This window comes from Nonomuraea sp. MG754425, from assembly GCF_021699195.1.
Taxonomy (GTDB): Bacteria; Actinomycetota; Actinomycetes; order Streptosporangiales; family Streptosporangiaceae; genus Nonomuraea.
Map to the genome: position 1 here is coordinate 16072 of NZ_SSXE01000074.1, position 26493 is coordinate 42564.

27 protein-coding genes are annotated in these 26493 nt (G+C 72.3%); 14 read left to right on the forward strand and 13 right to left on the reverse strand.

All coding sequences use genetic code 11. The annotated features are described in order from the left end of the window. Positions 1 to 17: 17 nt before the first annotated feature. Positions 18 to 218, forward strand: a complete 201-nt coding sequence (locus tag FAF44_RS25015; RefSeq protein WP_237105686.1) for a DUF1508 domain-containing protein — start codon at positions 18 to 20, stop codon at positions 216 to 218. Here the strand turns inward: FAF44_RS25015 and FAF44_RS25020 are convergent. Further along, positions 215 to 742 carry a DedA family protein gene (locus FAF44_RS25020; RefSeq protein ID WP_237105687.1) on the reverse strand — a complete coding sequence of 176 codons (528 nt, stop codon included), beginning with the start codon at positions 740 to 742 and terminating at the stop codon, positions 215 to 217. The two genes, FAF44_RS25015 and FAF44_RS25020, sit on opposite strands and share 4 nt — an antisense overlap. Before the next feature lie 166 nt (positions 743 to 908). Here FAF44_RS25020 and FAF44_RS25025 point away from each other — a divergent pair, with 166 nt between their 5' ends. After that, positions 909 to 1421 carry a hypothetical protein gene (locus FAF44_RS25025; protein WP_237105688.1) on the forward strand — a complete coding sequence of 171 codons (513 nt, stop codon included), beginning with the start codon at positions 909 to 911 and terminating at the stop codon, positions 1419 to 1421. Here the strand turns inward: FAF44_RS25025 and FAF44_RS25030 are convergent. The 3 genes from FAF44_RS25030 to FAF44_RS25040 all read right to left on the reverse strand — a co-directional run bounded on the left by FAF44_RS25030 (position 1390) and on the right by FAF44_RS25040 (position 6800). After that, positions 1390 to 4791: a BTAD domain-containing putative transcriptional regulator gene (locus FAF44_RS25030; protein WP_237105689.1), complete on the reverse strand. Its 3402-nt coding sequence runs from the start codon at positions 4789 to 4791 to the stop codon at positions 1390 to 1392. The two genes, FAF44_RS25025 and FAF44_RS25030, sit on opposite strands and share 32 nt — an antisense overlap. A gap of 78 nt (positions 4792 to 4869) precedes the next feature. Next, the gene (locus tag FAF44_RS25035) at positions 4870 to 5931 is read right to left on the reverse strand and encodes a lysylphosphatidylglycerol synthase domain-containing protein (protein WP_237105690.1); all 1062 of its coding nucleotides are present in this window, start codon (positions 5929 to 5931) and stop codon (positions 4870 to 4872) included. A 50-nt stretch (positions 5932 to 5981) separates the two neighbouring features. Continuing rightward, positions 5982 to 6800 carry a PIG-L deacetylase family protein gene (locus FAF44_RS25040; RefSeq protein ID WP_237105691.1) on the reverse strand — a complete coding sequence of 273 codons (819 nt, stop codon included), beginning with the start codon at positions 6798 to 6800 and terminating at the stop codon, positions 5982 to 5984. Positions 6801 to 6838: 38 nt separating this feature from the next. Between FAF44_RS25040 and FAF44_RS25045 the strand changes: the two genes are divergently transcribed. After that, a complete protein-coding gene (locus FAF44_RS25045; RefSeq protein ID WP_237105692.1) occupies positions 6839 to 7945 on the forward strand; it encodes a glycosyltransferase family 4 protein in 1107 nt (368 codons plus the stop codon). Here the strand turns inward: FAF44_RS25045 and FAF44_RS25050 are convergent. The 3 genes from FAF44_RS25050 to FAF44_RS25060 form a co-directional block, all read right to left on the reverse strand. Then, positions 7921 to 9309 (reverse strand): DUF2079 domain-containing protein, encoded by a 1389-nt coding sequence (locus FAF44_RS25050; protein WP_237105693.1) that lies wholly within the window; start codon positions 9307 to 9309, stop codon positions 7921 to 7923. The two genes, FAF44_RS25045 and FAF44_RS25050, sit on opposite strands and share 25 nt — an antisense overlap. Positions 9310 to 9485: 176 nt before the next feature. Further along, entirely contained in the window at positions 9486 to 9848 is a 363-nt protein-coding gene (locus FAF44_RS25055) for a hypothetical protein (RefSeq protein ID WP_237105694.1), read from the reverse strand. Positions 9849 to 9937: 89 nt separating this feature from the next. Then, positions 9938 to 10501 (reverse strand): TetR/AcrR family transcriptional regulator, encoded by a 564-nt coding sequence (locus FAF44_RS25060; RefSeq protein WP_237105695.1) that lies wholly within the window; start codon positions 10499 to 10501, stop codon positions 9938 to 9940. A gap of 50 nt (positions 10502 to 10551) precedes the next feature. Between FAF44_RS25060 and FAF44_RS25065 the strand changes: the two genes are divergently transcribed. Both FAF44_RS25065 and FAF44_RS25070 read left to right on the forward strand, forming a co-directional pair. Beyond that, positions 10552 to 11643 carry an NAD(P)/FAD-dependent oxidoreductase gene (locus FAF44_RS25065; protein WP_237105696.1) on the forward strand — a complete coding sequence of 364 codons (1092 nt, stop codon included), beginning with the start codon at positions 10552 to 10554 and terminating at the stop codon, positions 11641 to 11643. Between the two features lie 62 nt (positions 11644 to 11705). Beyond that, positions 11706 to 12818: an SRPBCC family protein gene (locus FAF44_RS25070; protein WP_237105697.1), complete on the forward strand. Its 1113-nt coding sequence runs from the start codon at positions 11706 to 11708 to the stop codon at positions 12816 to 12818. Here the strand turns inward: FAF44_RS25070 and FAF44_RS25075 are convergent. Further along, positions 12788 to 13342 (reverse strand): DUF1707 domain-containing protein, encoded by a 555-nt coding sequence (locus FAF44_RS25075; RefSeq protein ID WP_237105698.1) that lies wholly within the window; start codon positions 13340 to 13342, stop codon positions 12788 to 12790. The two genes, FAF44_RS25070 and FAF44_RS25075, sit on opposite strands and share 31 nt — an antisense overlap. A gap of 182 nt (positions 13343 to 13524) precedes the next feature. On the opposite strand from FAF44_RS25075, the gene FAF44_RS25080 reads away from it, so the two are divergent. Then, positions 13525 to 14445, forward strand: a complete 921-nt coding sequence (locus FAF44_RS25080; RefSeq protein ID WP_237105699.1) for a sensor histidine kinase — start codon at positions 13525 to 13527, stop codon at positions 14443 to 14445. A 4-nt stretch (positions 14446 to 14449) separates the two neighbouring features. Here FAF44_RS25080 and FAF44_RS25085 read toward each other — a convergent pair whose 3' ends face one another. Beyond that, positions 14450 to 15424, reverse strand: a complete 975-nt coding sequence (locus FAF44_RS25085; protein ID WP_237105700.1) for an aldo/keto reductase — start codon at positions 15422 to 15424, stop codon at positions 14450 to 14452. Next, positions 15421 to 15777, reverse strand: coding sequence for a MerR family transcriptional regulator (locus FAF44_RS25090; protein ID WP_237105701.1), 357 nt, complete (start codon positions 15775 to 15777; stop codon positions 15421 to 15423). Before FAF44_RS25090 ends, FAF44_RS25085 begins: the two co-directional genes overlap by 4 nt. A gap of 215 nt (positions 15778 to 15992) precedes the next feature. Between FAF44_RS25090 and FAF44_RS25095 the strand changes: the two genes are divergently transcribed. The 6 genes from FAF44_RS25095 (at position 15993) to FAF44_RS25120 (ending at position 20636) form a co-directional block, all read left to right on the forward strand. Further along, positions 15993 to 16613 carry a DUF998 domain-containing protein gene (locus FAF44_RS25095; RefSeq protein WP_237105702.1) on the forward strand — a complete coding sequence of 207 codons (621 nt, stop codon included), beginning with the start codon at positions 15993 to 15995 and terminating at the stop codon, positions 16611 to 16613. 64 nt (positions 16614 to 16677) lie between these two features. Further along, positions 16678 to 17139, forward strand: a complete 462-nt coding sequence (locus FAF44_RS25100) for a universal stress protein (protein ID WP_237105703.1) — start codon at positions 16678 to 16680, stop codon at positions 17137 to 17139. Between the two features lie 152 nt (positions 17140 to 17291). Beyond that, on the forward strand, positions 17292 to 18566 hold the full coding sequence (locus FAF44_RS25105) for an APC family permease (RefSeq protein WP_308193370.1): 1275 nt from the start codon (positions 17292 to 17294) through the stop codon (positions 18564 to 18566). Positions 18567 to 18624: 58 nt separating this feature from the next. Further along, entirely contained in the window at positions 18625 to 19602 is a 978-nt protein-coding gene (locus FAF44_RS25110) for a phosphotriesterase (protein WP_237105704.1), read from the forward strand. Between the two features lie 42 nt (positions 19603 to 19644). Then, positions 19645 to 20031: an STAS domain-containing protein gene (locus tag FAF44_RS25115; protein ID WP_237105705.1), complete on the forward strand. Its 387-nt coding sequence runs from the start codon at positions 19645 to 19647 to the stop codon at positions 20029 to 20031. 227 nt (positions 20032 to 20258) lie between these two features. Next, a complete protein-coding gene (locus tag FAF44_RS25120) occupies positions 20259 to 20636 on the forward strand; it encodes a hypothetical protein (RefSeq protein WP_237105706.1) in 378 nt (125 codons plus the stop codon). Between the two features lie 215 nt (positions 20637 to 20851). Here the strand turns inward: FAF44_RS25120 and ilvD are convergent, their stop codons facing one another. Both ilvD and FAF44_RS25130 read right to left on the reverse strand, forming a co-directional pair. Further along, on the reverse strand, positions 20852 to 22501 hold the full coding sequence (ilvD, locus tag FAF44_RS25125) for a dihydroxy-acid dehydratase (RefSeq protein ID WP_237105707.1): 1650 nt from the start codon (positions 22499 to 22501) through the stop codon (positions 20852 to 20854). 74 nt (positions 22502 to 22575) lie between these two features. Then, on the reverse strand, positions 22576 to 23796 hold the full coding sequence (locus tag FAF44_RS25130) for a saccharopine dehydrogenase family protein (RefSeq protein ID WP_237105708.1): 1221 nt from the start codon (positions 23794 to 23796) through the stop codon (positions 22576 to 22578). A gap of 99 nt (positions 23797 to 23895) precedes the next feature. On the opposite strand from FAF44_RS25130, the gene FAF44_RS25135 reads away from it, so the two are divergent. After that, on the forward strand, positions 23896 to 24594 hold the full coding sequence (locus FAF44_RS25135) for a TetR/AcrR family transcriptional regulator (protein ID WP_237105709.1): 699 nt from the start codon (positions 23896 to 23898) through the stop codon (positions 24592 to 24594). A gap of 58 nt (positions 24595 to 24652) precedes the next feature. Then, positions 24653 to 25726, forward strand: a complete 1074-nt coding sequence (locus FAF44_RS25140; RefSeq protein ID WP_237105710.1) for a spore photoproduct lyase family protein — start codon at positions 24653 to 24655, stop codon at positions 25724 to 25726. 24 nt (positions 25727 to 25750) lie between these two features. Here the strand turns inward: FAF44_RS25140 and FAF44_RS25145 are convergent. Continuing rightward, positions 25751 to 26493: hypothetical protein (locus FAF44_RS25145; RefSeq protein WP_237105711.1), on the reverse strand; the 743-nt coding region annotated here is incomplete at its 5' end.

Sequence of the window (26493 nt, forward strand, 5' to 3'; positions counted from 1 at the left end):
GGCGGGGGGCGTCGGCCATGGCAGGAAGGTTCGTCATCAGCGAGGACGGACAGGGTGGATACCGTTTCGCACTCGTCGCGAACAACGGCCAGACCCTGGCGGTCGGCGAGGGCTATCCGAGCAAGGTGGCCTGCGTGAACGGCATCGAGACCGTACGCAGGAACGCCCCCGGGGCCGTCATCGACGACCGGAGCGGGGGTCGCTCCAGGGAGATCTAGGACGCGAGCGCCTGGTCGTCGGCCGCGCGCCGCCGCTTCCGCCTGCGCCGGACCGCCAGCCAGGCCACCAGCGCGACGACCAGCACGGCCACGGCCGCCGCCGTGAGGGGCGAGTGCCTGGCCAGCTCCAGCCAGCCGAACACGGCCGCCGACCCGCCGAACCACCACAGCGGGGCCCACGTCAGGCAGCCCAGCGCGCTGGCGACGACGTACCAGGGGTAGGACACGCGCAGCGCGCCCGCCACCCACGGCAGCGTGTGCCGCAGCATGGGCACCCAGAAGCAGCCGTAGACGGCCAGCGCGCCCCAGCGCTCGACGACGCGCTCGATCTTCTCGATCCGCGCGCGGCCCGCCTTCACGCCGATGCGCGACTCGTAGAGCTTCTCGCCGAGCTTGCGCCCGACCCAGTAGTACACCTGGAACGCCCCGAACAGCGCCAGGATCAGAATGGCCCCGACCAGCCAGTACGGCAGCCCCAGCCAGAACGGCTCGGTCGGCGCGGGGACGGCGACCAACGCGTGCATCGTCCGACCACCACCCCTCCGCATGCCTTAGGCCAGGCTTACCTTACGTCACGGCAATGCCGATGGCCACACCGGCTGCAACCCACCCGCAACGGGTGCAACCGGCCGACAACCAGCGCTCAACCACCTGGCCCCACTCTATGGGTGAGACAAAGGGGTGTTGACGATGCCGACGACGAGCGCGGCCGTGCTGGCCAGCGGGACCGCCACCGCCGCCAAGCTGTTCGTGGCGGCCCTCGCCTTCACCAGCGCCTACGTCGGCCTGTCCGCCTACGGCCACGCCGGCACCACTGCCCCGCCCGCCACGACGATCACCCTGTCGGCCCGCGAACTGCCCATCAGCACCCCCGCCGCCGGGCAGCCCGCCACGGCCGGCGAGGTCACCGTGGGCATCCGGGCGGACGCCGCGGCGGGCTGCCTCAGGACGTACGTCGCCCGCAGCCTCGTGCTCAACCCCCGGCCCGCCGAGGCCGTCGCCCTGCGCTGGAAGCTGGCCCGCTGGAGCCCCACGACCAAAGGGTGGCGCACCTACCTGGCCGGCCACGACAGCTTCGCCGCCGCCCGGCGCGCGGTCGAGTGGCGCCCCCACATCTCCGCCAACCCCGGCTGGTACCGGGTCGAGCTCACGGTCGAGGGCGCCGGGACGCTCAGGAGCGATCGTTTCCAGGTGAGCTGCTGACCGACTGCCGCGCCGCCTCCACCCAGCGCGGCACGCCCACCCGCTCGGCCACCTCCAGGGCCTTCGCGTAGTGCTCGCGCGCCGCGTCGGGCTGCCCCAGCCGGATGGCCAGGTCGCCGAGCGTCAGCGCCACCGGCCACAACGCGACCACGCCGGTGCCCGCGCCCGCCACCCGGTCGGCGAACGGCTTGAGCTTGTCGTAGCAGTCGACCATCCGCTCCCGGTCGTCGAGCAGCATCCCGGCCAGCGCCCGCCAGGTCATCGCCAGCTCGTACAGGAAGTCGGGGCGCACCGGCGGCCGGGTCGCGGCCACGGCCTTGGCGTCGCTGAGGTGCCCGGCCGAGGCCAGCGCCAGCGCGTACGCGTCGAGGGTCCACTTGGCGCCGCGCAGATGCTTCTCGGCCAGCAGGTCCACCGTATCGGCCGCCCGGCCCGCCACCAGGTTCAGGCAGAACGTGGTGATCAGCGGCAGGTCCTGGCGGCCCTCCAGCATGCCCGCCCGCGCGGTCATCCTGGCCGCCTCCCGGTAGGCCCGCTCGGCGCCCTCGTAGTCGCCGGAGATCATCAGCCGCTGGCCGGAGTACCAGACGACGACCGCGGCGGGCGCCGACAGGTCGTACTGCTTGGCCAGGCGGTCGGCCGCCGCCGCGTGCTCGTCGGCCACGGCGAACTCGCCCCTGGCCGCCGCGCACTCCAGCAGCACCAGGTGGGCCAGCGCCTGCGTGGCCATCTGCCCGGAACGCTGGGCGACCTCCAGCAGCTCCCGGCCGATGCTCTCGCGCGAGTCGACCGCGGGGATGTCGTACGACTGCCGCAGCCGTCCGCTCAGCGCCGCCGCGATCAGGGTCGGATCGCCGCTCTGCCGGGCCAGCTCCAGCGCCTCCAGCGACGCCTGCCGCCCCCGCTCGGGCGAGGAGGAGCCCTCCAGCTCCAGCGCCAGCGTGGTCAGCAGGCTCGCCCGCAGCCGCTGCTCGCCCGCGGGCAACTCCATGAGCGCCTTCTCGGTGACGTCCACGATCTCCCACGCGGTGCGGGTGAAGTCGCGGGCGATGCCCTTGTGCGGCACGGCCAGCGACGCCGCCACCTTCGCGGTGATCTCCAGGTCGCCCAGCGGCAGCGCGGCGTCCATGGCCTGACGGCGCAGCACCCGCGCCGAGGTCATGTCGCCGCACAACGCCAGCGCCCTGATCTGGCGCAGCATGAGCCGCAGCCGCTCCTTGGCCCGCTCGGGCCGCTGCTCGCCGCTCTGCTCGTCGCCGCGCGACCGGTCGAACGCGGCGATGGCCTGCTCCCACAGCGTGGCCGCCTCGCGGTGCGCGAAGCGCCGCTCGGCCTGCTCGGCCGCCAGGCCCGCGTAGTGCACCGCCTTGCCGGCGGCGTCGGCCAGGAAGTAGTGGTGGGCCAGCGCCGACACCTCGGACGGCGTGCGCTGCTCGATGACCGCCGCCACGCTCGCGTGCAGCCGGGTGCGGCGCAGCCTGGAGGCGTCGGAGTAGATCGTGTCGCGCACCAGGTCGTGATCGAAGCGCAGCATCCCGGGGCCCGGCTCGGTCACCAGCCCCGCCAGCAGCGCCGCCTCGACGGCCTCGATCACCGCCTCGGCGTCGACCGCCACCGCGATCAGCACGTCCAGATCGACGTCGCGGCCGATCACCGCGGCCTGGAGCAGGATCTGCTGCGCCCCTGCGGGCAGCCGGGAGATGCGCCGCCGCAGCACGTCACGCACCCCGGACGGCACCCGCGAGAGCACCTCGGTGGCGCTGGCCCGGTCGGCCGCGCCCTCGGCGTCGAGCAGGCGCACGGTCTCGCGGACGAAGAACGGGTTGCCGCCCGTGCGCTCGACGATCGACTCGACCGCGTCCTCGTCGATATCGCGTACGCAGGTCGCCTTGACCAGCTCGGCCACGGCCTTCGGGTCGAGCCCCGACAGCCCGACCCGCACCGGGCTGAGCCGGGCCAGGGCGGCCAGCACGTCGGACTGGCGGTCGTCGAGCTCGCTCTCCCTGCACGTCACCACGAGCAGCACCCGGCTGGTCGCCAGCAGGCTCGGCAGCGCGCGCAGCAGGGCGAGCGTCTGGTCGTCGGCCCAGTGCAGGTCTTCGAGCGTCAGCAGGACGGGCCCGCGCCGCGCCACGCCCGCCAGGTAACCGCCGACCGCGCGGTGCAGCCGGAACCCGCCGGACGCCTCGTCCTCGTCGGGGTCGGGGGCGGTGTCGTCGAGCAGCGGCGCGAGGAGCTGGGCGTACTCGCCCGCGCCGGTCATCGCGGTGAGCGCGCGCAGGATCTCCACCCAGGCCCAGCCGGGCGGGGTGGCGCTGGAGTCGGGGCAGGCGCCGGAGGCGGTGATCCAGCCGTCGGCGGCCAGCCTGCCCTCGAGCTGGCGCAGCAGCGTGGTCTTGCCCGCGCCGGCGACCCCGGTCAGGATCGCGACCTGGAAGCGGCCGGTCCGCGAGGCGGCCGTGGTGAGCCTGGACAGCTCGGCGTCGCGGCCGACGAACGGCTCGGGCTCCAGCGGCGGCGGCTCGACGTGGGTGGCGGGGCGCGGCGGCCAGGTGTCGCCGACCGGCGTGGCGGGCCGCTGCGCCCGCGCGGCCGCGGGCGCCAGCTCCAGCTCGGGGGCCTGGGCCAGGATGTCGGATTCGAGCTTGCGCAGCGCGGGCCCCGGGTCGATGCCGAGCTCGTCGGCCAGGATGTTGCGCGCCCGGCGCAGCGCGGCCAGCGCGTCGCCCTGCCGGCCGCAGCGGTAGAGGCCGAGCGCCAGCAGCCGCCAGCCCTCCTCGCGCAGCGGATGCTCGGTGGTGAGCGCCTCGAGGTCGGGCACGGTCTCGGCGTGCAGGCCGAGCCGCAGCCCGGTGTCGGAGTGCCGCTCGCGGGACACCAGCCGCAGCTCCGTCAGCCGGTTGACCTCGGCCTCGGCCCACGTCTGGTCGGCGAAGTCGGAGTAGGGGGTGCCGCGCCACAGGCCCAGCGCCTTCTCCAGGCGGGTGCGGGCGGACTGCGGGTCGCCCTCTTCGAGGTGCTCGCCCGCGGCCCGGACGAGCTGCTCGAAGCGCAGCGCGTCGACCTGGTCGGGGGCCACCCGCAGGGCGTAGCCGGACGCGACCGTCACCAGCAGCCGGTTGGGACCCCCGCGCGGGCGGCCCGGTTCGAGCACCCGGCGCAGCCGCGAGATGTAGACCTGCAGCCCCGACTGCGCGCCCTTGGCCGCGTCGTCGTCCCACAGATCGTAAAGAAGGGTGTCAACAGGAACGACCTGACCTCTTGCCACGAGCAGCCGGGCGAGAACGGCCCGCTGCCGCAACCCGCCGAGGTCGAGCTCGTCGTCGTGTTCGTACGCCTCGACTGGCCCCAGAACTCGGAACGCCACCATGTCAGCCGCCACGCTATGCGGGCCTGCGAATCACGCACAAGGCCCGTGGTCGAATAGCGCGTGAAGGGTTTGGGATTGTCACTGAGTGGCCTTCGAGATCGCGGACGGGGGCTCCGCGCCGGCGTTCCGGCCGTTGCGCCTGCGCAGCAGTGCCCATGCGCCCAGTGCCAGGCCGCCGAACGGGATCTCGATAGTGTAAGTCCAGAAGCCGAAGAGCAGTGCGGTCGCGGTCGCCGGAGCGACCGGCACGCCGAAGGCCGAGGTGAGCAGCAGCACCACGCCGCCCTCCATGATCCCGGCCCCGCTGGGGGTGATCAGCGCGCTGGTCAGCACGCGCGACAGGGCGAAGACCGCGATCGACTGGGCCAGGCCAGGCCAGGCCCCGACGGCCTGCATGCAGACGGCCATGATCGCCCACTGGAAGCCGAGGAAGAACACCATGCCGAGCGACAGTCCGGGCCACCGCGTGCGTACGACACCGGCGGTGTCGGCGCGCAGCCGGTGGAACGCGTCGGAGGCGTGGAACTTCAGCCGCAGCACCCGCGTCACCGCGTCGAGGCCCTTGCCCAGCCAGGTGGCCGCGCGCTCCCAGTACAGCGCGACGGCCACGACCACGCACAGCACGAGGATGGAGATCGCGCCGGTCCAGCCCGCGTTGGCGACGGTCGGGTTGGGCGCCTGCCCCGCGGCGAGCAGCCCGATGATGCCGACGGCGGGCAGCACGAACCTGAACAGCGTGTTCCACACGCCGCTGACCAGCGTCATGACCACGAAGGCGCGGTTGGTGAAGCCCCAGCCCTTGGTCATCGCCCACGACACCGCCACACCGACGGCCCCGCCGAACGGCAGCAGGTTGCTCACCGCGCTGCCCGCCGCGTTGAGCGTCAGGGCCTGGAGGTTGTTCAGGCCGGGCAGGGAGTTGGTCAGCACGAACGTGTAGGCGAGCAGGCTGAGCAGCCACAACGCGGTCATCAGCGCGACCTCGCCCGCGTCGAGCGAGCCGAACACCCTGCCGATCTCGGCCCAGGAGACCGGTTTGCCGGTCAACGCCTGCACGATCTGGGGGAGGTAGACCACGAGCAGCACTGCCAGCCCGAGCGACAGCGCGGACAAGGTGATCTGTAGCCACTTGTTCTTCATCGGGGTCCAGTCTGCCGGGTGGCGGCCGGCGGCCTCGTCGTTCTGCGGGACTAGGCGGGCCACCGGTCGAAGGGATGACTGAGGCGGGCGCCGGGGGGCAGGTCGCGGCGGACGTACCACTCGGTGCCGAAGACGTAGCGGTAGAAGGGCCGGGGGACCTTCAGCATGACGGCGAGCGTGCGGTCGCTGTCGCCGCCGCTGGCCTGGGAGGCGTGCGCGGCCATGGAGGCGCGCTTCTGTTTGGCGTACTTCCTGACGTTGACCCGGTGGGTGATCGCCTCGCCCGGCGAGTACGCGCTCTCGAACGTGCGCACGTCGAACTCCGGCGGGAACTTGTAGAACCGGCCCGCCACCCGCAGCAGCCACAGCAGCGGATCGCGGTTGACCGTCGCCTCCAGGACGATCTCCGTGCCCGCGATCTTGGCCGCCCGCTTGCCCACGCGGTGCACCTGCACGTGGTCGGGGTGCCCGTAGCCGCCCGCCGGGTCGTAGATCGCCAGCAGGTCGGCCTTCTCCTCCTGGAGGATCGCGGCCAGCGCCTTGGCGGCCTCCTCGGTGTCGGCGTCGATGAAGGCGTTGTCGGGGCGTTCCTCGGCGCTGCCGCCCTTGGGGCTCAGCCCGGAGTCGCCGTAGCCGAGGCACTCGACGCGGGCGCAGCCGAGTTGCGCGGCCGACTGGTACAGCTCCCTGATCCGGGTCTCGCCCAGCGCGTCGCCGGGCTCCATCTCGGCCAGGCCGCGCTCGCCGGCGGTGGCCACCACGAGCACCACGCGGTGTCCTTCGGCCGCGAGCATCGCCATGGTGCCCGCCGTCAGCAGGGCCTCGTCGTCGGGATGGGCGTGGAAGAACACAGCGGTACGTGGAGGCACAAGCCCAGATTAGTGTGGGAGGGGTGCGGATCTTTCACGTGAGTGACTGTTACCTGCCGCGACTCGGGGGGATCGAGGTCCAGGTCGCCGATCTCGTGCGCATGCAGCGGGAGGCGGGCCACGAGGTTTCGGTGGCCACGGCGACCCGGGGGGAGCCGCTGCCCGGGGTGCGCAGGATCGTCGCGAGGATGCCCTTCGACCTGCCGGTGCACCCGTTCGGAGTGGGCCATCTCACCCGCCTGATCGTGGCGGCGCGTCCCGACGTGGTCCATGTGCACATGGGGGCGGTCTCGCCGTTCGCGTGGATGGGCGTGCGGGCGGCCTTCCGCGCGGGCACGCCGTGCGTGGTGACCGTGCACAGCATGTGGGACCCGGTCACGCGGGCGCTCTACCGGCTGCTGCGGCTGGCCTACGGCTGGCAGCGCTGGCGGCTGGTGGCGACCACGGTCAGCAACGCGGCGGCGGCGCCGATCCGTGCCGTGGCCGGTCCCGGCGTGCCGGTGCGGGTGGTCTCCAACGGCCTCGACCTGTCGGGCTGGGCGCCGCAGCCGGGCGCGGCCGGGCCCGGCGCGCGGGCGGAGGTGCACGTCGTGGCGGTGGGCCGGCTGGCGCCGCGCAAGCAACCCGTTCGCCTGCTGAAGCTGCTCCGGGCGGCCAGGGCCCGGGTGCCGGGCCGGATCCCCATGCGGGCCACGATCGTCGGCGACGGGCCGGCCCGCGGGCAGATGCAGCGCTTCCTGGCCAGGCACGGCATGGCGGGCTGGGTGTCGCTGCCGGGCCGCTACACCCGCGAGCAGATCGCGAAGGTGCTCGACTCCGCCGACATGTTCGTGGCGCCCGCGCCGCGGGAGTCGTTCGGCATCGCGGCGCTGGAGGCGCGCGCCGCCGGGCTGCCGGTGGTGGCCAGGGCGCAGAGCGGGGTCGCCGACTTCGTCAGGGACGGTTCCGAGGGGCTGCTCGGCCGTACGCTCGGCGACCTGGCCAGGGCGGTGGCGCGGCTGTGCGCCGACCCGGAGCTGCGTGGGTCGATCGCCGCGCACAACCGGGCCGTGCCGCCCGTCGCCGGGTCGTGGCCCACGGTGCTGGCGGGCTTCGACGGGGCCTACGAGCTGGCGCTCGATCAGTCGCGGCGCAGCACCAGGTAGCCGTCGCGCTCGAAGACCCGCGTGTAGCCGGCGGACAGCAGTTCGCTCACCGCGACGACCTGGTCGTCCAGCGAGCCGAACGGGTACTCCCAGCGGCCGAGGTCGGCCACCACCCAGGGCGCGCCGTGCGGCTCGCGCCGCCACAGCAGGACGGTGGCCCTGGAGGTCAGGGCCGGGCCGAGCGAGTTGGCGGCCTCGACGGTGCTCCCCTCGGGCACCTGGCGCACGGCCTCGGCCGCGGCGGCGGCGGCGGCCCTGGGCTCGCGGTACAGGTCGGCGTGGTAGAGGCGGTCGAGGCCGTATCCCGGCACCAGCGTGATCGCGACCGCGCAGACCGCCGCCGCCCAGGCGAGCTTGAGCGCGGCGTCGTCGGCGCGGCGCACCCGGCGCAGCAGCCTGGCCAGCCCGTCGGCCCCCGCGCAGAAGAGCACGATCACGGTGAACGCGCTGTAGTGGTAGTCGGCCTGCCACCACTGCTCGCGGTCGGACAGCAGGCGTTCGAGCACGTGCGGCAGCGCCGCCAGCGACAGGGGCGAGAGCAGGCAGCACAGCAGCGTCGGCCAGGCGAGCAGGAAGAGCGTGTCGACCTTGGCCTCGGCGCTGAACGGCAGCGTCAGCGCGGCGACGGGGTCGCTCACGAGGGTCAGCAGCGCGGCGGGCGCGTCGGGGCCGAGATGCCGATAGGCCCAGAAATCCGTCGCCTCGCCGCCGAAGGCGGTGATGAGCAGGCCGCGGACGAGCAGCACGGCCCCCAGCCCGGACGCGGCGGCCAGCACGCCGCGCCACCGGTCGCCGATCGCGAACAGGTAGAGGCCCGCCCCGATCACCATCAGCCCCATGTCCTCCTTGACCAGCAGGAGGCCGAACAGGGCCAGGGCGGCGGGCAGGACGCGCCCCGCGTGGTAGCGCTCGATCGCGATCGCGGTGAGCAGCGGGACGAACATCACCTCGTGCACGTCGAAGGCCGCGGCCTGCGCGATGGGCCACGACAGCGCGTACGCGACGGAGACGAGGTAGGCGGGCGCGGCGCCCAGCACGCGCCTGGTGTGCCGCCACAGGAACGGGATCGCGGCGGCGAACAGCGCCGCCTGCGCGACGATCAGCGTGGCGGGCCCGTCGTGGATCCAGTAGAGCGGCGCGAGCAGCGCGTAGACGGGGGAGAAGTGGTCGGCGAGCTGGAGGTAGTCGAGGCCCCGCCCGTGGAAGGTGCCCAGCACGGGGACGTAGGGCGGGCGCAGCCCGGCGTAGTTGCGTACGGCCTGGTCGACGATCACCAGGTCGAACGTGGTGGCCTGGTACGTGGCCAGCTTGGCCAGGCCCAGAACGGCGTAGGCCACCGCGGCGAGGAGCGTGATGACGCCCACCCGCGCACGGTGGCCCGTGAGTCTCCGCCGGACGAGGTCGCCTGCGCTGCCCCCTGGTCGCGCGACAACCGTCTCACCCGTCACGGAGATCAAGACTAGAGCGAGTTCTCACCCGGTGTGCCGCGGTCGCCGTCCGTCCTGTCCCCCACAGGTGGAGCGGCGACCGCGGTCCGGGATCAGCTACAAGCGGCTGTGATCTTGCTGGTGAAGCCGTTGACCTTGCTGCTGAAGCTGGTGAGGCTGGCGACGTCACCCGGCTTGATGGACTCGTACGCGGCGGCCAGATCGTTCAGCGCCGAGGCGACTTCGCCGTCGTACTTGCCCGCGAGCTCCTTGGTCTTGTCGGCCGCGGTCTGCGCCGCGGTCTCCATGGCGCCGGCGTCGGCCGTCATCGACGAGCTGAAGTCCGTGGCGATCTTGGTCGCGTCGGCCGCGGCGGTGTTGCAGTCGACGGCCTGGCCGATCGCACCACAAGCGGTGGTGAGAGCGGCAAGAGTCAGCGTCGCGGCCGCGACGGCGAGGCGACGAGGGGGAGTCATTTTCCGTGCCCTTCGTAGGTTTGACGAACGAAGGGAACATTATGCCGTCTGACTTGATCGTCACTTGCACCCCACTAACACCACCCGTATCAAGCGGGCGTAAAGCCGTGCAGCAGGACCTGCACGATCTCCTCCGCGACGGGCAGCGGAAGATCCAGGAGCCCCCGGTAGGCGACGAACCCGGCGAACATGTCGGTGAGCATCCATAGGTCGGCATCGGCCGGCAATTCGCCGCGTTCGATCGCGCGCTCGTACACGGCCCACGACCGTTCCATCCGGGAGCGCATCGAGGTGCGGATGAGCTCGGCCACCGCCGGATCGCGGCCCGCCTCGCCGTACACCTGCCTGGCCATGCGGGCGACGCCCGGCTGCTGCCAGAGGGCGAGCGTGTCGGCGACGACCACGCGCAGGTCGCCCGCCAGGCTGCCGGTGTCGGGGATGGCGACGTACGTGTTCATCAGGCCGGTCAGGGTCTCGAGGAGCATGTCGCGTTTGGAGGCGTACCGGCGGAACACGCTCGCCCGGCCCACGCCCGCCGCCGTGGCGACGTCGTCCATGGTGAAGTCGAGGCCGTGGGTGAGCACCAGCCCGGCCGCGGCCTGCCTGATGCGGTGGTCCACCGTGGGGTCGGGCTTGCGGCCGCGCGCAGACATTGTGATACTCCTCGTATCTGATATCCGGAGTCTCATTATGGGGAGACCTCATGAGGGTAATCGTGATCGGGGCGGGCGTCGCGGGGCTCGCCCTGGCGCGCGGCCTGCTCGCCGCCGGGCACGCCGTCGAGGTGTACGAGGAGGCCCCGGAACCGCGTACGGCCGGAGGCTCCGTCACCCTGTGGCCCGGCAGCACGGCGATCCTGAGGGAACTGGGGGCCGACTGCACCGGCGTCGGGCGGCGGCTGGAGACCCTGGAGTCCTGGGCCGCCGACGGGCGGCGGCTGCTCACCGTCGATCTCACCGACGCCGAACGCCGCTACGGCCACCCGAACGTGCACGTCGCCCGCAGGGAACTGGTCGAACTGCTCGCCGACGGCGTGCCCGTGACCTACGGCGCGCGCGCCGAGCACGTGCAGCCGGACCGCGCCGAGGTACGGCTCGCGGACGGCCGGACGGTCCGCGGCGACGTGCTGGTGGGCGCCGACGGCCGGCGTTCGGCGGTGCGCGCGGCGCTGCTGGGCGACGACCGCGCGAAACTGAGCGGCTGGGTCACCTGGCAGGGTTTCACCACCATGCCCACCGCGCTGACGGACGCCCGGCGAGCGGTCATGATCGCCGGCGGGCAGGGGGTGTGCGGGCTGATCCCGGCGGGCGAGGGCCGGCTGCTGTGGTGGTTCGACGTCAGGTCGGCCCCCGGCCGGCCTTTCTGGGCCGACGACCCCCACGTGGCCGGGCGGTTGCGCGAGCGGTTCGGCGGCTGGGCGGACCCGGTGCCCGGCATCCTCGGCACGATGGCCGAACCCGACTTCTTCCCGCACCACAAGCAGCCGATCCCCGGCGTCTGGGGCAGGGGCCCGACCACGCTGGCCGGCGACTCCGCGCACACCATGCCGCCCACCATGGCCCAGGGCGCCAACCAGGCGCTGGAGGACGCCTGGCTGCTGACCCGGTCGATCGGGGACCTGCGCGGCTACGAGCGGGCCCGGTCGAGGGTGGTGCGCAAGCCCGCCAGGATGGCCGGGGCCAACCTCACCGACAGGCAGGGGCCGATCGTCCGGCTCATCCCCGACGGCCTGGCGACCCGGGTCTACACCTCGATGCTGCGCGGCTACAGCAACTACCTCTTGACAGCCTCCTGAGGCCGTCTGACGATGACGCAGATAGAGCAACTCGGTGCGTAATACGCAACAAGGGGTGCCGGTTGACCACCACGTCGAGCTTGATCTCCACCCTTCCAGGCCGCTCGTACACCGACCCCGAGATCTTCGCCGAAGAGCAGGCCAAGATCTTCGAGAACCTCTGGTTCTGCGCCGTCAGAGCCGGTGACCTGGCCGGATCGGGGGCGTTCAGGACCGTGCGGGTCGGCCGCGAGAGCGTCATCGTGGTCCGCGGGCGCGACGGGCTGCTCCGCGCCTTCCTCAACGTCTGCCGCCACCGCGGCGCCCGGCTGTGCCTGGAGGAGGCGGGCGAGGTCAGGCGCACGATCAGGTGCGCGTACCACGCGTGGTCCTACGAGCTCGACGGCCGCCTGGCCGCCGCGCCGAACCTGGCCAAGATGCCCGACATCGACCGCGTGGAGTACGGCCTGGTGCCCGTGCACCTGCGCGAGTGGCTCGGCTACGCCTGGGTGTGCCTGGCCGCCGAGCCGCCCTCGTTCGAGGACGGCGTGACGTCCGCGGCCACCGAGCGCCTCGGCGACCCCGCCGCCATCGAGCACTACCAGGTGGACCGGCTCGCGCTCGGCCGCCGCATCGTCTACGACGTCAAGGCCAACTGGAAGCTCCTGGTCGAGAACTTCATGGAGTGCTACCACTGCGCCACCATCCACCCGGAGCTGACCGCCGTGCTGCCCGAGTTCGCCGGCGGCTACGCGGCGCAGTACTACGTGGGCCACGGCGCCGCGTTCGCCGAGCGGGCCGAGGGGTTCACCGTGGACGGCAGCCCCGGGTTCGACCGGCTGCCCGAGGTGGTGGACGAGCAGGACCGCCGCTACTACGCGATCACCGTCAAGCCGCAGGTGTTCGTCAACCTGGTGCCCGACCACGTGATCCTGCACCGGATGTTCCCCATGGCGGCGGACCGGACCGTGGTGGAGTGCGACTGGCTCTACCACCCCGACGTCGTCGCCTCGGGGGCCGACCTGACGCGCTCGGTCGAGCTGTTCCACCGGGTCAACGAGCAGGATTTCGACGCCTGCGAGCGGACCCAGCCGGGCATGTCGTCACGGGCGTACCGGGAGGGCGGGGTGCTCGTGCCGAGCGAGCACCACATCGCCCTGTTCCATCAGTGGGTGAACCAGCGCTTGCGCGGGTAGCGCACGGTCAGGCCGCCGAACTTGGCCCGGCCGACGACCATCACGCAGAGCACGCCGGGGCGGGGCCGGCTCGGCACGTTCGTCGTGGACGGATGCCCCCAGTCGCTCTGGAAGCCGTCCACGTTCGCCACCGCCCCCTCGGGCAGGATGATCTTGGCGGAGCCGTAGGTGAGGTCCAGCTCGACCTCGACCACCGGATGGGGGATCACGGCCTGGGTGAAGTCGAGCTCGACGCTGCCGTACTTGGAGGTCACGCGGAGCCGGCGCGGGACGTTCCAGTCGCCGGAGCGCTTGACGTTCGCGTTCTTGGAGCCCAGCTCGACCACGTCACTGTCCTGCGGCCGGTCGGCCGGCAGGTCGGTGATCAGGTCGAGCAGGTCGCCGTAGGTCCTGGCGGTGAGCGCCGCCTCCAGCCGCTCCTCGAGCTCCGCCTGGGTGAGGCGGCCCTCGGCGAAGGCCTGCTGAAGCTGTTGTGCGGTGCGCTCCCGGTCCTCGTCGGAGACCCGCATCTGCATTTCCGACATGTCCCGAGCATAGGGTCGCGTCGATCAGAACGGGAGACGTCGGCCGGACGGGGTGCGAAGGTCGAGAGGCGGCGGGCGGTGTCCGGGGCGGGGGCGCTGGATGACCTGGACTCTTTTCACAATCCCATACGTACCCAACGGAATTGTCTTGAAGTCACCAACCTTGGGTAGCGTGGTGGGCGATGTGGGGGGAACCGTTCGTACATCCGGCGCTCTTCTACCGGGGCGACGGTGAGTACGCTGCCGCGACCGCGGCCTTCGTACGCGAGGGCCTGGCGGCGCGCGAGCCTGTCGCGGTGGCCGTGCCGCCCTGGAATCTCGCGCTCATCGAGGCGGCGCTCGGCCCGCAGGCCGGTGACGTGCTGCTGCTCGACATGACCCGGGAAGGGCGCAACCCGGGGCGGATCATCCCCGGCGTGCTGCGGGCCTTCGCCGATGAGCATCCCGGCCGCCGCGTGCGGATCATCGGCGAGCCGGTCTGGCCGGGGCGCAGCGCGACGGAGTACCCGGCCTGCGCCCAGCACGAGGCGCTGATCAACCGCTCGTTCCGCGGCCGGAGCGCGACGATCCTGTGCCCGTACGACCTGGCGGGGCTGAGCGACGAGATCGTCCGCGAGGCCGAGCGCACCCATCCCGTCCTGCGTGACGCGGCGGGGGAGCGGGCCAGCACCGGCTACGCGCCCGACCTGGTGGTGGACGGCCACAACCGGCCGCTCGACGAGCCGGGCAGGTACGCCTCGCTGCGCTTCGACCGCGCCAACCTGGCGGCGGCGCGGACGCTGGCCGCCGACGAGGCCGCCGCCATGGGGTTCGAGGGCGACCGGCTCGACGACATCCGGCTGGCGGTGGCCGAACTCGGGGCCAACAGCCTCGACCACGGCGGCGGCTCGGGCCTGCTGCGGGTGTGGTCCGCGGACGGCCGGCTGGTGTGCGAGGTCAGCGACACGGGGCACATCACCGACCCGCTGGTGGGCCGCAGCCCGGTCGATCCGCGCCAGGCGGGCTCGCGCGGCCTGCTCATCGTCAACCTGCTGAGCGACCTCGTACGCGTGCACACCCGCGTCGGCGCGACCGCGGTGCGCGTCTACTTCGACCTGCCCTAGTTCCTCAGCTCTCGATGCCGTGCATGCTCGGGTAGCGCTCGCCCCGCACGGCGTCCGCGGGCACGGCCGCGACCAGCGCGTCGAGCTGCTCGGGCGTGAGCCGCACGTCGGCGGCGGCGGCGTTCTCCTCCAGGTACGCCAGCCGCTTGGTGCCCGGGATCGGCACGACGTCCTCGCCCTGGGCGAGCAGCCAGGCCAGCGAGATCTGCGCGGTCGTCAGGCCGGCCGCGTCGGCGATCTTCTGCACCCCGGCCGCCAGGGCCCGGTTGTGCTCGGCGTTCCGGCCGGTGTTGCGTGGCATGTGCCGGCGGAAGTCGTCGTCGGCCAGCTCGCCGGCCTGGGGCATCGCGGACGTCAGCAGGCCCCGGCTGATCGGCGAGTACGCCACCAGCCCGACCCCGAGCTCCTGTGCCGTGGGCCGGATCTCCGCCTCCAGACCCCTCGTGAACAGGGAGTACTCGCTCTGCAGGGCCGCGATCGGGTGCGTGGCGTACGCCCGGCGCAGGGTGCCGGCGCTCACCTCCGACAGGCCGAGATGGCGCACCTTGCCCTGGCGTACCAGCTCGGCCATGGCCCCGACCGACTCCTCGACGGGGACGTCCGGGTTGCGGCGGTGCAGGTAGTACAGGTCGATGTGGTCGACGCCGAGGCGGCGGAGCGAGGCGTCGCAGGCCGTCCTGATGTACTCCGGGCTGTTCTCGATGCTGCGGGTGGCGCCGTCGCGCCTGACGCCGAACTTGGTGGCCAGCACCACCTCGTCGCGCCGGTCCCGGATGGCCCGGCCGACCAGCTCCTCGTTGGCCCCGTTGCCGTACATGTCTGCGGTGTCCAGAAAATTCATGCCAAGGTCGAGAGAGCGGTGAATGACGGCTATCGACGCCTTCTCGTCCGCCTGGCCGTAGAACTCGGACATGCCCATGCAACCGAGCCCGAGCGCCGAGACCTGGAGGCCCTGCCGGCCCAGGGTCCGCCTGTTCATGACTGCCGTCCCTCGCGATAATTGTCGATCTTGTAGTCGAGCACCTTCAGGTCCTGGGTGAGCTGGGCGATCCTGGAGCTGACGCGCTCACGGTGCGACTCCAGCAGTTCCCTGCGCTCGTCGGCGGTGTGCGGGCCCCGCCGCCGCAGCTCCGCGTACCGGCACATCTCGGCGATCGGCATGCCGGTCGTGCGCAGCCTGGTGAGGAACTCCAGCCACCGGAGGTCCTCCTCCGCGTAGTCGCGGTGGCCGCTGCTGTTGCGGCCCACCGAGTGGATGAGCCCGATGCGCTCGTAGTAGCGCAGCGTGTGAGCGCTCAGGCCGGACCGCCGCGCGGCCTCCTGGATCGTCATGCCTACAGGGTCACCCTTCGAGTGCGCTCCAAGTCAAATCCGGGGGTGGCCCGCCGCCCGCACCCTGAGGGGGCTGTCCCTACCCAGGGTCACGAAGGGGCAGGTCAACGGCCAAGGCCCAGGGTGCCCCCGACCAACGTCTTAAGGGATGTGTCAGGGCACGTTCGGGTTTTTCTCCGATGTTCGGAAAGTCGGCGTCCCGCCAGGTTAGAGGCATGAAGGGATTGCTTGTCAGTGGTTTCGCGGCCATCGCCGCCGGGAGCGGCGCGATGCTCACCCTGCACGCCGGATCCGCGCTCGACCCGTTGCACAGTGTGATCAGCGAGTACGTCTGGCAGCCGGCCGGCTGGCTGCTGCCCGCCTCGCTGACGTTGTTCGCCGCGGGCTCCGCGCTGATCGCCGAGGCGCTGCGGCGGGCCGGGGCGAGCCGCTGGGCCGTCGCGCTGCTGCTGGCCTGGGGGGCGAGCATGTTCCTCATCGGAGCCTTCCCGACCGACCGGCCGGGCGTGCCGCTGTCACTGTCGGGCGGCATCCACCGGTACGCCGCCTTCGTCGCCTTCCTGGTGATGCCGGTGGCCGGGATGTTGCTGGCCAGGGCCCAGATCCGCTACGCCAGGGCGCTGCGGCTGCTCAGCGGGCTGGCGCTGGGCGTGCTGGTGCTGGTCGTGATCCCGTACGTGGTGCGCATGCTCGGCATCCCGCTCAGCAACGACGACATCCCGGCGGGGCTCACCCAGCGGGCCGTGGTCGTCACCGAGCTGGGGGTGCTGGCGCTGGCGGGGCTGTCGATGCTGAATCCCGCCGTCCGGCGCCGCGTGTCGCCGATCATGGCCTGACGCTTGAATCGCACGGCCCGGGTAAGGGGTAAGGCCCCGAAACTAGTTCCTGGGAGTGACCGAGATGACGATTTTGATCGCGTACGACGGGTCCGACGACGCGAAGGCCGCCATCACCTTCGCGGGCGCGCTGTTCCCCGGGCAGCAGACGGTCGTGCTGACGGTGTGGGAGCGGCTGGCGATGACCTCGGCCAGGGCGTCGGCCGGGCTCATGGTGGCCTTCGACCAGTCCGGCGCGGAGGACGAGGCGATCAGGCAGGCGATGAGCGAGCTGGCCGAGCACGGCGCGGAACTGGCCAGGCAGGCGGGGCTGGACGCGACGCCGCGGTGCGACGCCGACTCCGTCGCCGTCTGGTCGACCATCGTGGACGTGGCCGACGAACTGGACGCCCAGCTCATCGTGACCGGCACCAGAGGGCTGGGCGGGGTGCGATCGCTGCTGCTGGGCAGCACGTCCGACCGGGTGCTGCACCACGCGCACCGTCCCGTGCTGGTGGTGCCGGGCCCCGACGGCAGGAGCGGCTGACCCGGGCCGCGACGGTGGTGCCGGGCTCCGACGGGGAGAGTGGTTGGCCCGGCCACGACGGTGGTGCCGGGTTCCGGCGGCAGGGCGCGTCCCTCTCGCCGCGAGCCCGCCGCCGGGCGTTCACGCCGGCGTCGGCGCGATACGGCAGAGTGGTGACCTCCTGGAGACGGCGAGAGGGGCGGGCGTTGCCCGGCGAGCTGGCACGGCGGCTCGGCACCACCGACGCGGTGGTCGTCGGCCTGAGCGCGATGATCGGCGCGGGCGTGTTCTCCGCCTTCGCGCCCGCCGCCGCCTCCGCCGGCCCCTGGTTGCCGGCCTCGCTCGCGCTGGCCGCCGTCGTGGCCTACTGCAACGCCACCTCCTCGGCCCGCCTGGCCGCCCGCCACCCCGAGTCCGGCGGCACCTACGTCTACGGCCGGCGTCGCCTCGGCCCGCTGTGGGGCTACCTGGCGGGCTGGGGGTTCACGGTCGGCAAGACCGCCTCCTGCGCGGCCATGGCGCTCACGTTCGGCTCGTACGTCCTGCCCGGCCTCGAAAGGCCGCTGGCGATCGTCGCGGTGGCCGTGCTGACCCTGCTCAACCTGTACGGCGTGCGCCGCTCGGCGGGCGTGGCGCGCGTCATCGTGGCGTTCGTGCTGGCCGTGCTGGCCCTGGTGATCGTGGCCGGGCTGGCGGGCGGCGGCCCGGTCGCCCCCGCGCCGGCGTCCGCGCACGTCGCGGCCGACGGGTGGGGCGTGCTGCAGGGGGCCGGGCTGCTGTTCTTCGCGTTCGCCGGGTACGCCAGGATCGCCACCCTCGGCGAGGAGGTGCGCGACCCCGCCCGCACCATCCCCCGGGCCGTCGGCATCGCGCTGGGCGTCACACTCGCCGTGTACGCGCTGGTCACCCTGGCCGCGCTGCGCACGCTGCCGGCCGAGTCGCTGGCCGCGTCCAGGGCGCCGCTCGCCGACCTGGTCGTGGCGGCGGGCTTCGGCGGGCTGGCCCCGGTGGTGCGGGCCGGGGCGGCGGTGGCGGCCCTGGGCGCGCTGCTGGCGCTGCTGCTGGGCGTCTCGCGCACGGTGCTGGCCATGGCGCGCGAGCGCGACCTGCCGGCCGCGCTGTCCGCTGTGGACCCGGTACGGCAGACGCCGAGGCGGGCCGAGCTGGCCGTCGGCGGCGCGGTGATCGTGCTGCTGCTCGTGGCCGACCTGCGGGAGGCGATCGGGTTCTCCTCGTTCGGCGTGCTGGTCTACTACGCAGTCGCCAACGCGTGCGCGCTCACGCTGCGCCGCGACGAGGGCGCCCCGCCCCGCGCCGTGCCCGTGCTGGGGCTGGCGTTGTGCGTGCTCCTGGCGGCCACGCTGCCGGCCGCCTCGGTGCTGTCAGGGCTGGCGGTCTTCGCGGCCGGCCTGGCGATCTACGCGGTACGCCACCGGCGGGTCTGTTGACGGGGGTCTGAGGAGAGCCTAGTTTGGCGCCACACCGACCAGCCGGTATGGAGGCGCGATGCCCACCGTCGAAACCCTGCGCGGCCCCGTGGACGTCGGCGACCTCGGGCAGACCCTGATGCACGAGCACGTCTTCGTGGTGGCCACCGAGCACCTCGACAACTACGGCAGGGGCGCCTGGTGGGACGAGGAGTTCCGGGTGGCGGACGCCGTCACCAAGCTCAACGCGGTCGCCGCCAAGGGCGTGCGCACGATCGTGGACCCGACCGTGTGGGGGCTGGGCCGTTACGTCCCGCGCGTCCAGCGGATCGCCGAGCAGGTGCCCGGGTTGCGGATCATCGTGGCCACCGGCATCTACGCCTTCGAGGAACTGCCCCACCAGTACGAGCACCGCGGCCCCGGCCTGTTCATCGACTGCCCCGACCCGATGATCGACGACTTCGTCCGCGACCTGACCGTGGGCATCGCCGACACGGGGGTGAAGGCGGCCTTCCTCAAGTGCGTGGTCGAGGCCAAGGGGCTCACGCCGGGCGTCGAGCGCATCTGCCGGGCGGTCGCGCGGGCCCACGTGCTCACCGGAGCGCCGATCACCGTGCACACGAACGCGTTCACGCAGAGCGGACTGATCGCGCTCGACCTGTCCGCCAAGGAGGGCGTGAACCTGGAGAAGGTCGTCGTGGGGCACGCGGGCGACAGCAACGACCTCGACTACCTCATGCGGCTGGCCGACACCGGAGCGATCCTGGGCATGGACCGCTTCGGCTTGGACGTCTACAACCCGACGCCGCAGCGCGTGGCCACGATCGCGGCCCTCTGCCAGCGGGGATACGCCGATCGCATGGTCCTCAGCCACGACGCGGCCTGCTTCATGGACTACTTCGGCGACGCCTGGGACGAGGCCCGCCGTACGCTGGCGCCGAACTGGCGCTACGATCACATACACGACGACGTCTTGGCCGCACTGCTTGGCTCGGGTGTGACCGATGACCAGATTGAGCAGATGCTGGTGTTCAACCCGAAGCGCTACTTCTCGTAAAGTGGGGTGGATCGGGAGAGCGACGCGGGTAGGTGGAGCTGGGTGACTTCGGAGCAGGCCTTGTCGATAAGCCTCGGACTCCAAGGCCCCTGCGTCATCGCGCGGCTGACGGGTGATTTCGACTTCGGGTCCGCGGCCGAGGTGCGCGACCGCGTCACCAAGGCCCTCGATCTCACGCAACCCCCGTTGCTCGTCATCGACATGCAGGCGGTCAGCGTCTGCGACTCCTCGGGCCTTTCGGTGCTGGTCTACCTGCACAAGGCGGTCACGGCCTCGGGCGGCCGGCTGCTGCTGTCGGGGCTCAACGGCAGGTGCAAGCACCTGTTCGCGATCACCGCCCTGGACAAGTTCTTCGACATCCGCAGCACGGCGGAGCTCGCCATCGCGGAGCTCAACGAGGAGGGCGGTGCACCGCCGTTCACCGGGTAGTGCCGGGTGCGGGGGCGCTCTCCGGCCACCGGAGTGGACGTCGTGATCAGGGTTGTGGCGTGGGCGGATAAGTCCGAAATAAAGGGATAACCGTTTAATATCGGATCATCGACGCCGAACCCGAGCGAGTGTGCTGCCTGGTAGTAGTCGGACACGTACGTGTCGCTGCCGACAGGGGGGAGCGACAGTCTCGACTTGGGGGCGAAATGTTGAAAAGCCTTGCCGCCGTGGCCTTAGTGGCCGCCACCGCGACCTCGCTCATGGCCACGCCCGCGCAGGCCGCCGCGAGCACGAGTGCGAAGCTCATCCGCACCAAGATCTACTCCGGTCACTGCGAGGACACCTGCCGCATCCGCGTCAAGATCACGAACATCTCTCGCAAGAACCTCTACTACGTCAAGCTCAACGCGCGGCTGAAGGTGAACGGCCGCAAGGTCGGCTCCTGCTACGACAGCGTCGGCAGCATCAGGGCGCGCAAGGTCAAGTGGGCCTCCTGCACCGTCCGCACCGAGCGGCTGTCGGACATGTGGAACGCCTACCTCGACGGACGCACCTCGTTCCGGCCGTACGCCAACACCTACGTGTCGTACAAGTACTACCGCTGAGGACGAGCGGCAGGGGCCGGGCCGGGCGGCGCGGCCCCTGAGGGCTCACGCGGTGACGAGGAGCGCGACTCCGATCAGCACCACGACCGGGACGACCCACATCACGGCCTCGACCGCGAACTCCTTGTACATCGCGTAAGTCTCCTTGCGTCAGGGGGCGGGGATTGCGTCAATGCGCAGCATAGCCGTCCCCGCCCGCTGCTCGGTCCGCGGCCTCAGGCCGTGACGGCGCCGTCGGAGGCGGAGCCGACCGTGGCCACGTACTTGGTCAGCACGCCCCGTTCGACCGCCCGCTCCGGCCGCGTCCACGAGGCCCGCCGCGCGGCCAGCTCGCTCTCGGGCACCAGCAGGTCGAGGGTGCCGGCGGCGCTGTCGATCAGCACCGTGTCGCCGTCGCGCACCAGCGCGATCGGCCCGCCGTGGTACGCCTCCGGCGCCACGTGCCCGATCACCAGCCCGTGCGAGACGCCGCTGAAGCGGCCGTCGGTGACCAGCGCCACCGACGTGCCGAGCCCCCGGCCGACCAGGGGACCGGTGATCGAGAGCATCTCGCGCATGCCGGGACCGCCCGCCGGGCCCTCGTAACGGACCACGATGACGTCCCCGGCCACGATGCGGCCCTCCTGGATGGCGGCGTAGCAGTCGTTCTCCGAGTCGAACACCTTCGCCGGGCCCTCGTGGCGGAAGTCGTCCTTGCCACCCAGTTTGAGCACGCACCCGTCGGGCGCCAGCGAGCCGCGCAGGACGGCCAGCGCGCCGCGCCGCTTGAACGGCTTGGCCGCGCTCGCCACCACCTCCTGGCCCGGCCGCTCCTCGGCCTGGCCGGCCACGTCGGCGAGCGTGCGGCCGTCCACCAGCGTGACGCTCTCGCGCAGCAGCCCCGCCTCCAGCAGGCGGCGCACCACCAGCGAGGTGCCGCCGGCCCGCCACAGGTCGAGCGCCGTGGCGTCGCCGCCGCTCGGCTTGAGCCCGGTGATGATCGGGACCTGGCGGCACACCTCGCCGATCCGGTCGATCTCCAGCGGCAGCCCGGCCTCGCGGGCGATGGCCAGCAGGTGCAGGACCGCGTTCGTCGAGCCGCCCATGGCCGCCACCGACACGATCGCGTTGTGCAGGGCGTCCTCGGTGAGCACCCGCGAGGGGCGGGCGTCGCGGGCTAGCGCGTCCATCGCGATCTCCCCGGCCCGGCGGGCCGCGCCGGCCTTCTCTCCGGCCACCGCCGGGATGTCGCCGATGCCGAACGGCGCCAGGCCGAGGAACTCGGCGACCGTGCCCATGGTGTTGGCGGTGTACTGGGCGGCGCAGGTGCCCGCTCCCGGGCAGGCGTGCCTGGCCAGGTCGTCGAGGTCGGCCTGGTCCATCCGGCCGACCTCGCGCTCGCCGAGCGCCTCCCACATGTCCTGGATGGTGACGTCGCGCCCGCGCCAGCGGCCCGGCATCATGCTGCCGCTGTAGAGCACCACCGACGGCACGTCCAGCCGGGCCAGCGCCATGATCGCGGCCGGCACGGTCTTGTCGCAGCCCACGATGGCCACCAGCGCGTCGAACTCGTGCGCCCGGCCCATCAGCTCGATCGAGTCGGCGATGACCTCCCGGCTGATCAGCGAGGTGCGCATGCCGGGCGTGTGCATGGTGAGGTTGTCGGAGACCGCGATGGTGTTGAACTCCATCGGCAGCCCGCCCGCCGCGCGCACCCCCTCGGCCACCTCGGCGGCCAGCTCACGGTGGGTGAGGTTGCACGGCATGGTGCCGGTCCAGGTGGAGGCGATGCCGACCACGGGGCGGCGCATCTCCTCCTCCGACAGTCCCATGGCGTACAGGTGGGAGCGGGCGGGTGCGCGGTCCGGGTCGTCGGCGATGCTCAAGGGAATCCTCCGATGTACGGGTTGAAGCACCTCAATGATCCAATGTCCGGATCTGCCGGCGGCCCCCGGCCCCCTCACTGCTCGCGCATGCCCCACGGCGAGTCGTACTCGACGAGCAGATCGAGGAACGGGCGCGGCTCGAACGCCTCCGGGCCCAGCACGCCCGTGCCCTGCCACACCCCGCCGGCCAGCAGCTCCAGGGCGATGACCGGGTTGACCGCGGTCTGCCAGACGACGGCCTGCGAGCCGTACTCGCGCATCGACCACTGGTTGTCCACCACGTGGTAGAGGTACACCTCGCGGGGCCGGCCGTCCTTGACGCCCTTGACCCAGGTGCCGGCGCAGGTCTTGCCGCGCATGCGGGCGCCCAGCCCGGCCGGGTCGGGCAGCACGGCGGCGACCACGTCACGCGGGGACACGCGGGCGGTGCCCCGGTCGGTCCGGACGGCGACCGGCTCGGTGCGGTCCACGCCGAGCGCGTGCAGGGTCTTGAGCGTGCCGATGAACTCCTCGCCCAGGCCGTACTTGAACGTCACCCGCTGCGCCGGGATCCACCTCGGGACCAGCACCACCTCCTCGTGCTCGACGTTCACGCACTCCACGGGGCCGATCCCGGCGGGGAAGTCGAAGATCTCGGGCTCGCTGAACGGCTCCGTGGTGTACCAGCCGCGCTCCTTCTCATAGATGAGCGGGGGGTTGAGGCACTCCTCGATCGTGGTCCAGATGGAGAAGGAGGGGGCGAAGTCGTAGCCGTCCACGGTCAGGTTCGCGCCGTCCCTGATGCCGATCTCCTCGATCTCGTCGAACAGTTCGTCGGCGGCGTAGCGGGCGAAGACGTCGGCCAGGCCGGGCTCGACGCCCATGCCGACCAGGGCCAGCCCGCCCTTCTCGGCCCACTCGGGCGCGCGGGCGAACTGCTCGTCGCCCAGTTTGACCCCGACCTCCTCGTACGGGCGGTCGGGGTGCGGCGTGGACATCGACATGGCCATGTCGAGGTAGTCCGCCCCGGCGGCGAGGGCGGCGTCGAAGAGCGGCAGCACGTAACGCGGGTCGGTGGCGTTGAGCAGGACGTCGCACCGGTGCTCCGCCAGCAGCGCGGTGACGGCCGCGGCGTCGGCGGCGTCGATCCGGGCCGGGGTGAACCTGGCGGCCCGCTCGCCGAGGGCGGCGACGGCGGCCTCGGCGCGGGGGAGGTCGTAGTCGGCGACCACCATGTGGTCGAAGAACGGGCGGCGTGCGGCTATCCGGGTGATGGCGGTTCCCACGCCGCCGGCTCCCACAAGAAGGATACGCATGTCGATAAATCCCCTTTTATGGCGTTTTCGGGGTGTGTGTCGTACATCAAACGCTTGTAGGGTTGTCAACGTCAATGGTGTTGGCATAAGGAGTCCCTGATGGCCAAGCGGGTGGTGCCGGAGGCGGCGCGCCGGCGGCGGCGTCCCACCAAGCAGGGGCAGGTGCTCACGCACGCGCTCATCGTCAGGACCGCGCTGCGCATGCTGCGCGAGCACGGGGCCGCCGGGCTCACCGTACGCCGCCTGGGCCTGGCCCTCGGCGCCGACGCCAGCACCGTCTACCGGTACTTCCGCGGCATGGACGACCTGGTCCTCGCGATCGCCGACGAACTCTTCGGCCACGCCATCGCCTCCTTCACGCCCACCGGCGACTGGCGGGCCGACCTGCGCGAACTGGGATCGCGCATCCACCACGCCTACCTGGCGCATCCGCAGGCCGCCGTGCTCACCGCCAGCCGCGTCACCGGCCGGCCGAACGAGGTCGCCGGCGACGAGGCCATCCTCGGGATCCTGCGCGGGGCCGGCTTCGCGGACGCGGACGCGGTGCGCATCTACCACGCCTTCATCGACCAGAGCCTCGCCTTCGCCATCCTCGACGCCGCCACGCTCGCCCTGCCGAAGGCGGCGCGGGAGGCCGACGAGGAGGTGTGGCGCGACACGTACGCGCGGCTGCCGGCCGGCACCCATCCCCACATCGCGGCCACCGCGCCGCTGCTGGTCGCCAGGATGAACGACAGCGCGTACCCGACGGCGCTCGACATGCTCCTGTCGAGCGCGGCGACCCAGCTCCCCGGGTAGATCGTCGCGTCCCGGCTGTTGTGGTGCCCGTCCCCGGTAGCATGGGCGGCGGAGTGACATGACGACTACGAACAGTGACCCGCCGCTCGACATCCGCCGCGTCTACGTCGAGCCAGCCGCCGCCGAGCTGCCGCGCGGGCGCGAGATCCTCGCCCGCTTCCCCGCCGCCGAACGCGTCGAGATCGAGAGCCACCACCGCATCCCCGAGCTGTACGGCGACGAGGCGAACGTGGCCCGCTGGGTGCGCATCAAGAACGAGGCCCTCGTGCTCGGCGTCAAGAAGTCGCTGACCGCGCGGCCCAACGGCCGCTCCGCCGACTTCATCGCGCCCTCCACGGCCAACGGCTGCGCGATGGCGTGCGCCTACTGCTACGTCCCGCGCCGCAAGGGCTACAGCAACCCGATCACGGTCTTCGCCAACATCGAGCGCATCCTCGGCTACGTCGAGCGGCACGCCGCCCGGCAGGGCGTCAAGCCCGAGCCCAGCCAGACCGACCCCGCTGCCTGGGTCTACGACATCGGGGAGAACTCCGACTGCTCCCTCGACGCCACGGTGTCCGGCAACGTCCGGGACCTGGTGGAGCTGTTCGCCCGGCTGCCCAACGCCAAGGCCAGCTTCGCCACCAAGTACGTCAACCGGGAGCTGCTCTCCTGGGAGCCGCGAGGGCGCACCCGGGTGCGGTTCAGCCTCATGCCGGCGGCCGACTCGAAGCTGCTCGACATCCGCACCTCGCCCATCGCGGCCAGGATCGAGGCGATCAACGACTTCGTGGCGGCCGGATACGAGGTGCACGTCAACCTCAGCCCCGTGGTCGTGCGTGACGGCTGGCTGCGCGACTGGGCCGAACTGCTCGGCTGCCTCGACGACGCCCTGAGTGCCGAGGCCCGCCGGCAGCTCGCCGCCGAGGTCGTCTTCCTGACCCACAACGACCGGCTGCACCAGGTCAACCTCGGCTGGCATCCCAAGGCGGAGGAGGTGCTGTGGCGGCCTGAGCTGCAGCAGGCCAAACGGTCGGAGAACGGCGGATGGAACGTGCGCTACCGCACCGGCCACAAGGGGCGGTACGTCGCCGCGCTGACGGGGCTGATCGCCGAGCGGCTGCCGTACTGCCGGGTTCGGTACGCGTTCTGACCGCCTCGGGGCTGCCGAGTGCGGTCAGTCGTGGCCGGGTCGCGTCCGGGCGGCGCGGGCCAGGCGTTTGTTCAGAGACGCCAGGGAGTCGTCGGCCATCAGCAGCGGCAGGCCCGGGGCGTCCGCGTCGACCTGCCGCAGCACCTCCGGCAGGTCGCCGTGGTACCGGCTCCAGGCCCGCACCACCTCCGGCATCGCCGCGATCGCCTCGTCGGTGAGCAGCGCCTCCCTGGGCAGCCACCGGGTGAGGAACCTCGACGCCCTCGCCGGGCTCCACCACAACGGCCGGTCGCCGACGAACTCGGCCAGCGCCCCGAACGCCTCCTCCGCGCCCGGCAGGTCGGGCAACTCCTGGAACCCGGCCACGGTGTCGTCGGCCGCCCCTCGTACCGCGCCGGGCACGGCCAGCGCGCGGGCCAGGGCGAACGGCCGCACGCCGGACAGCGTGCCGGCGACGGCCGCCCCCATGATCCGGTCGCCCAGCTCGAACGCGTCGAGGATCCGGCCCGCGACCACCCCGGGGGACGCCTCCCGCAACCCCAGGTCGTCGAGGAACTTCGCCTCCTCCACCAGCGCGTCCACGGCCAGAGGGCCGTTGGGCTGGTCGATGCCGACGACGAGGACGTGCGGCTCCTTGCCGTTGTCGTAGCGGAAGGCCAGGACCGCGAGGACCTGCTCGCCGTAGGGGTCGGCCTTGCCGTACCAGGCGCCGTCGCAGGTCACCCGTCCCATCCGGCGCACCCACCCGGCCAGGCTCCCCGCCATCC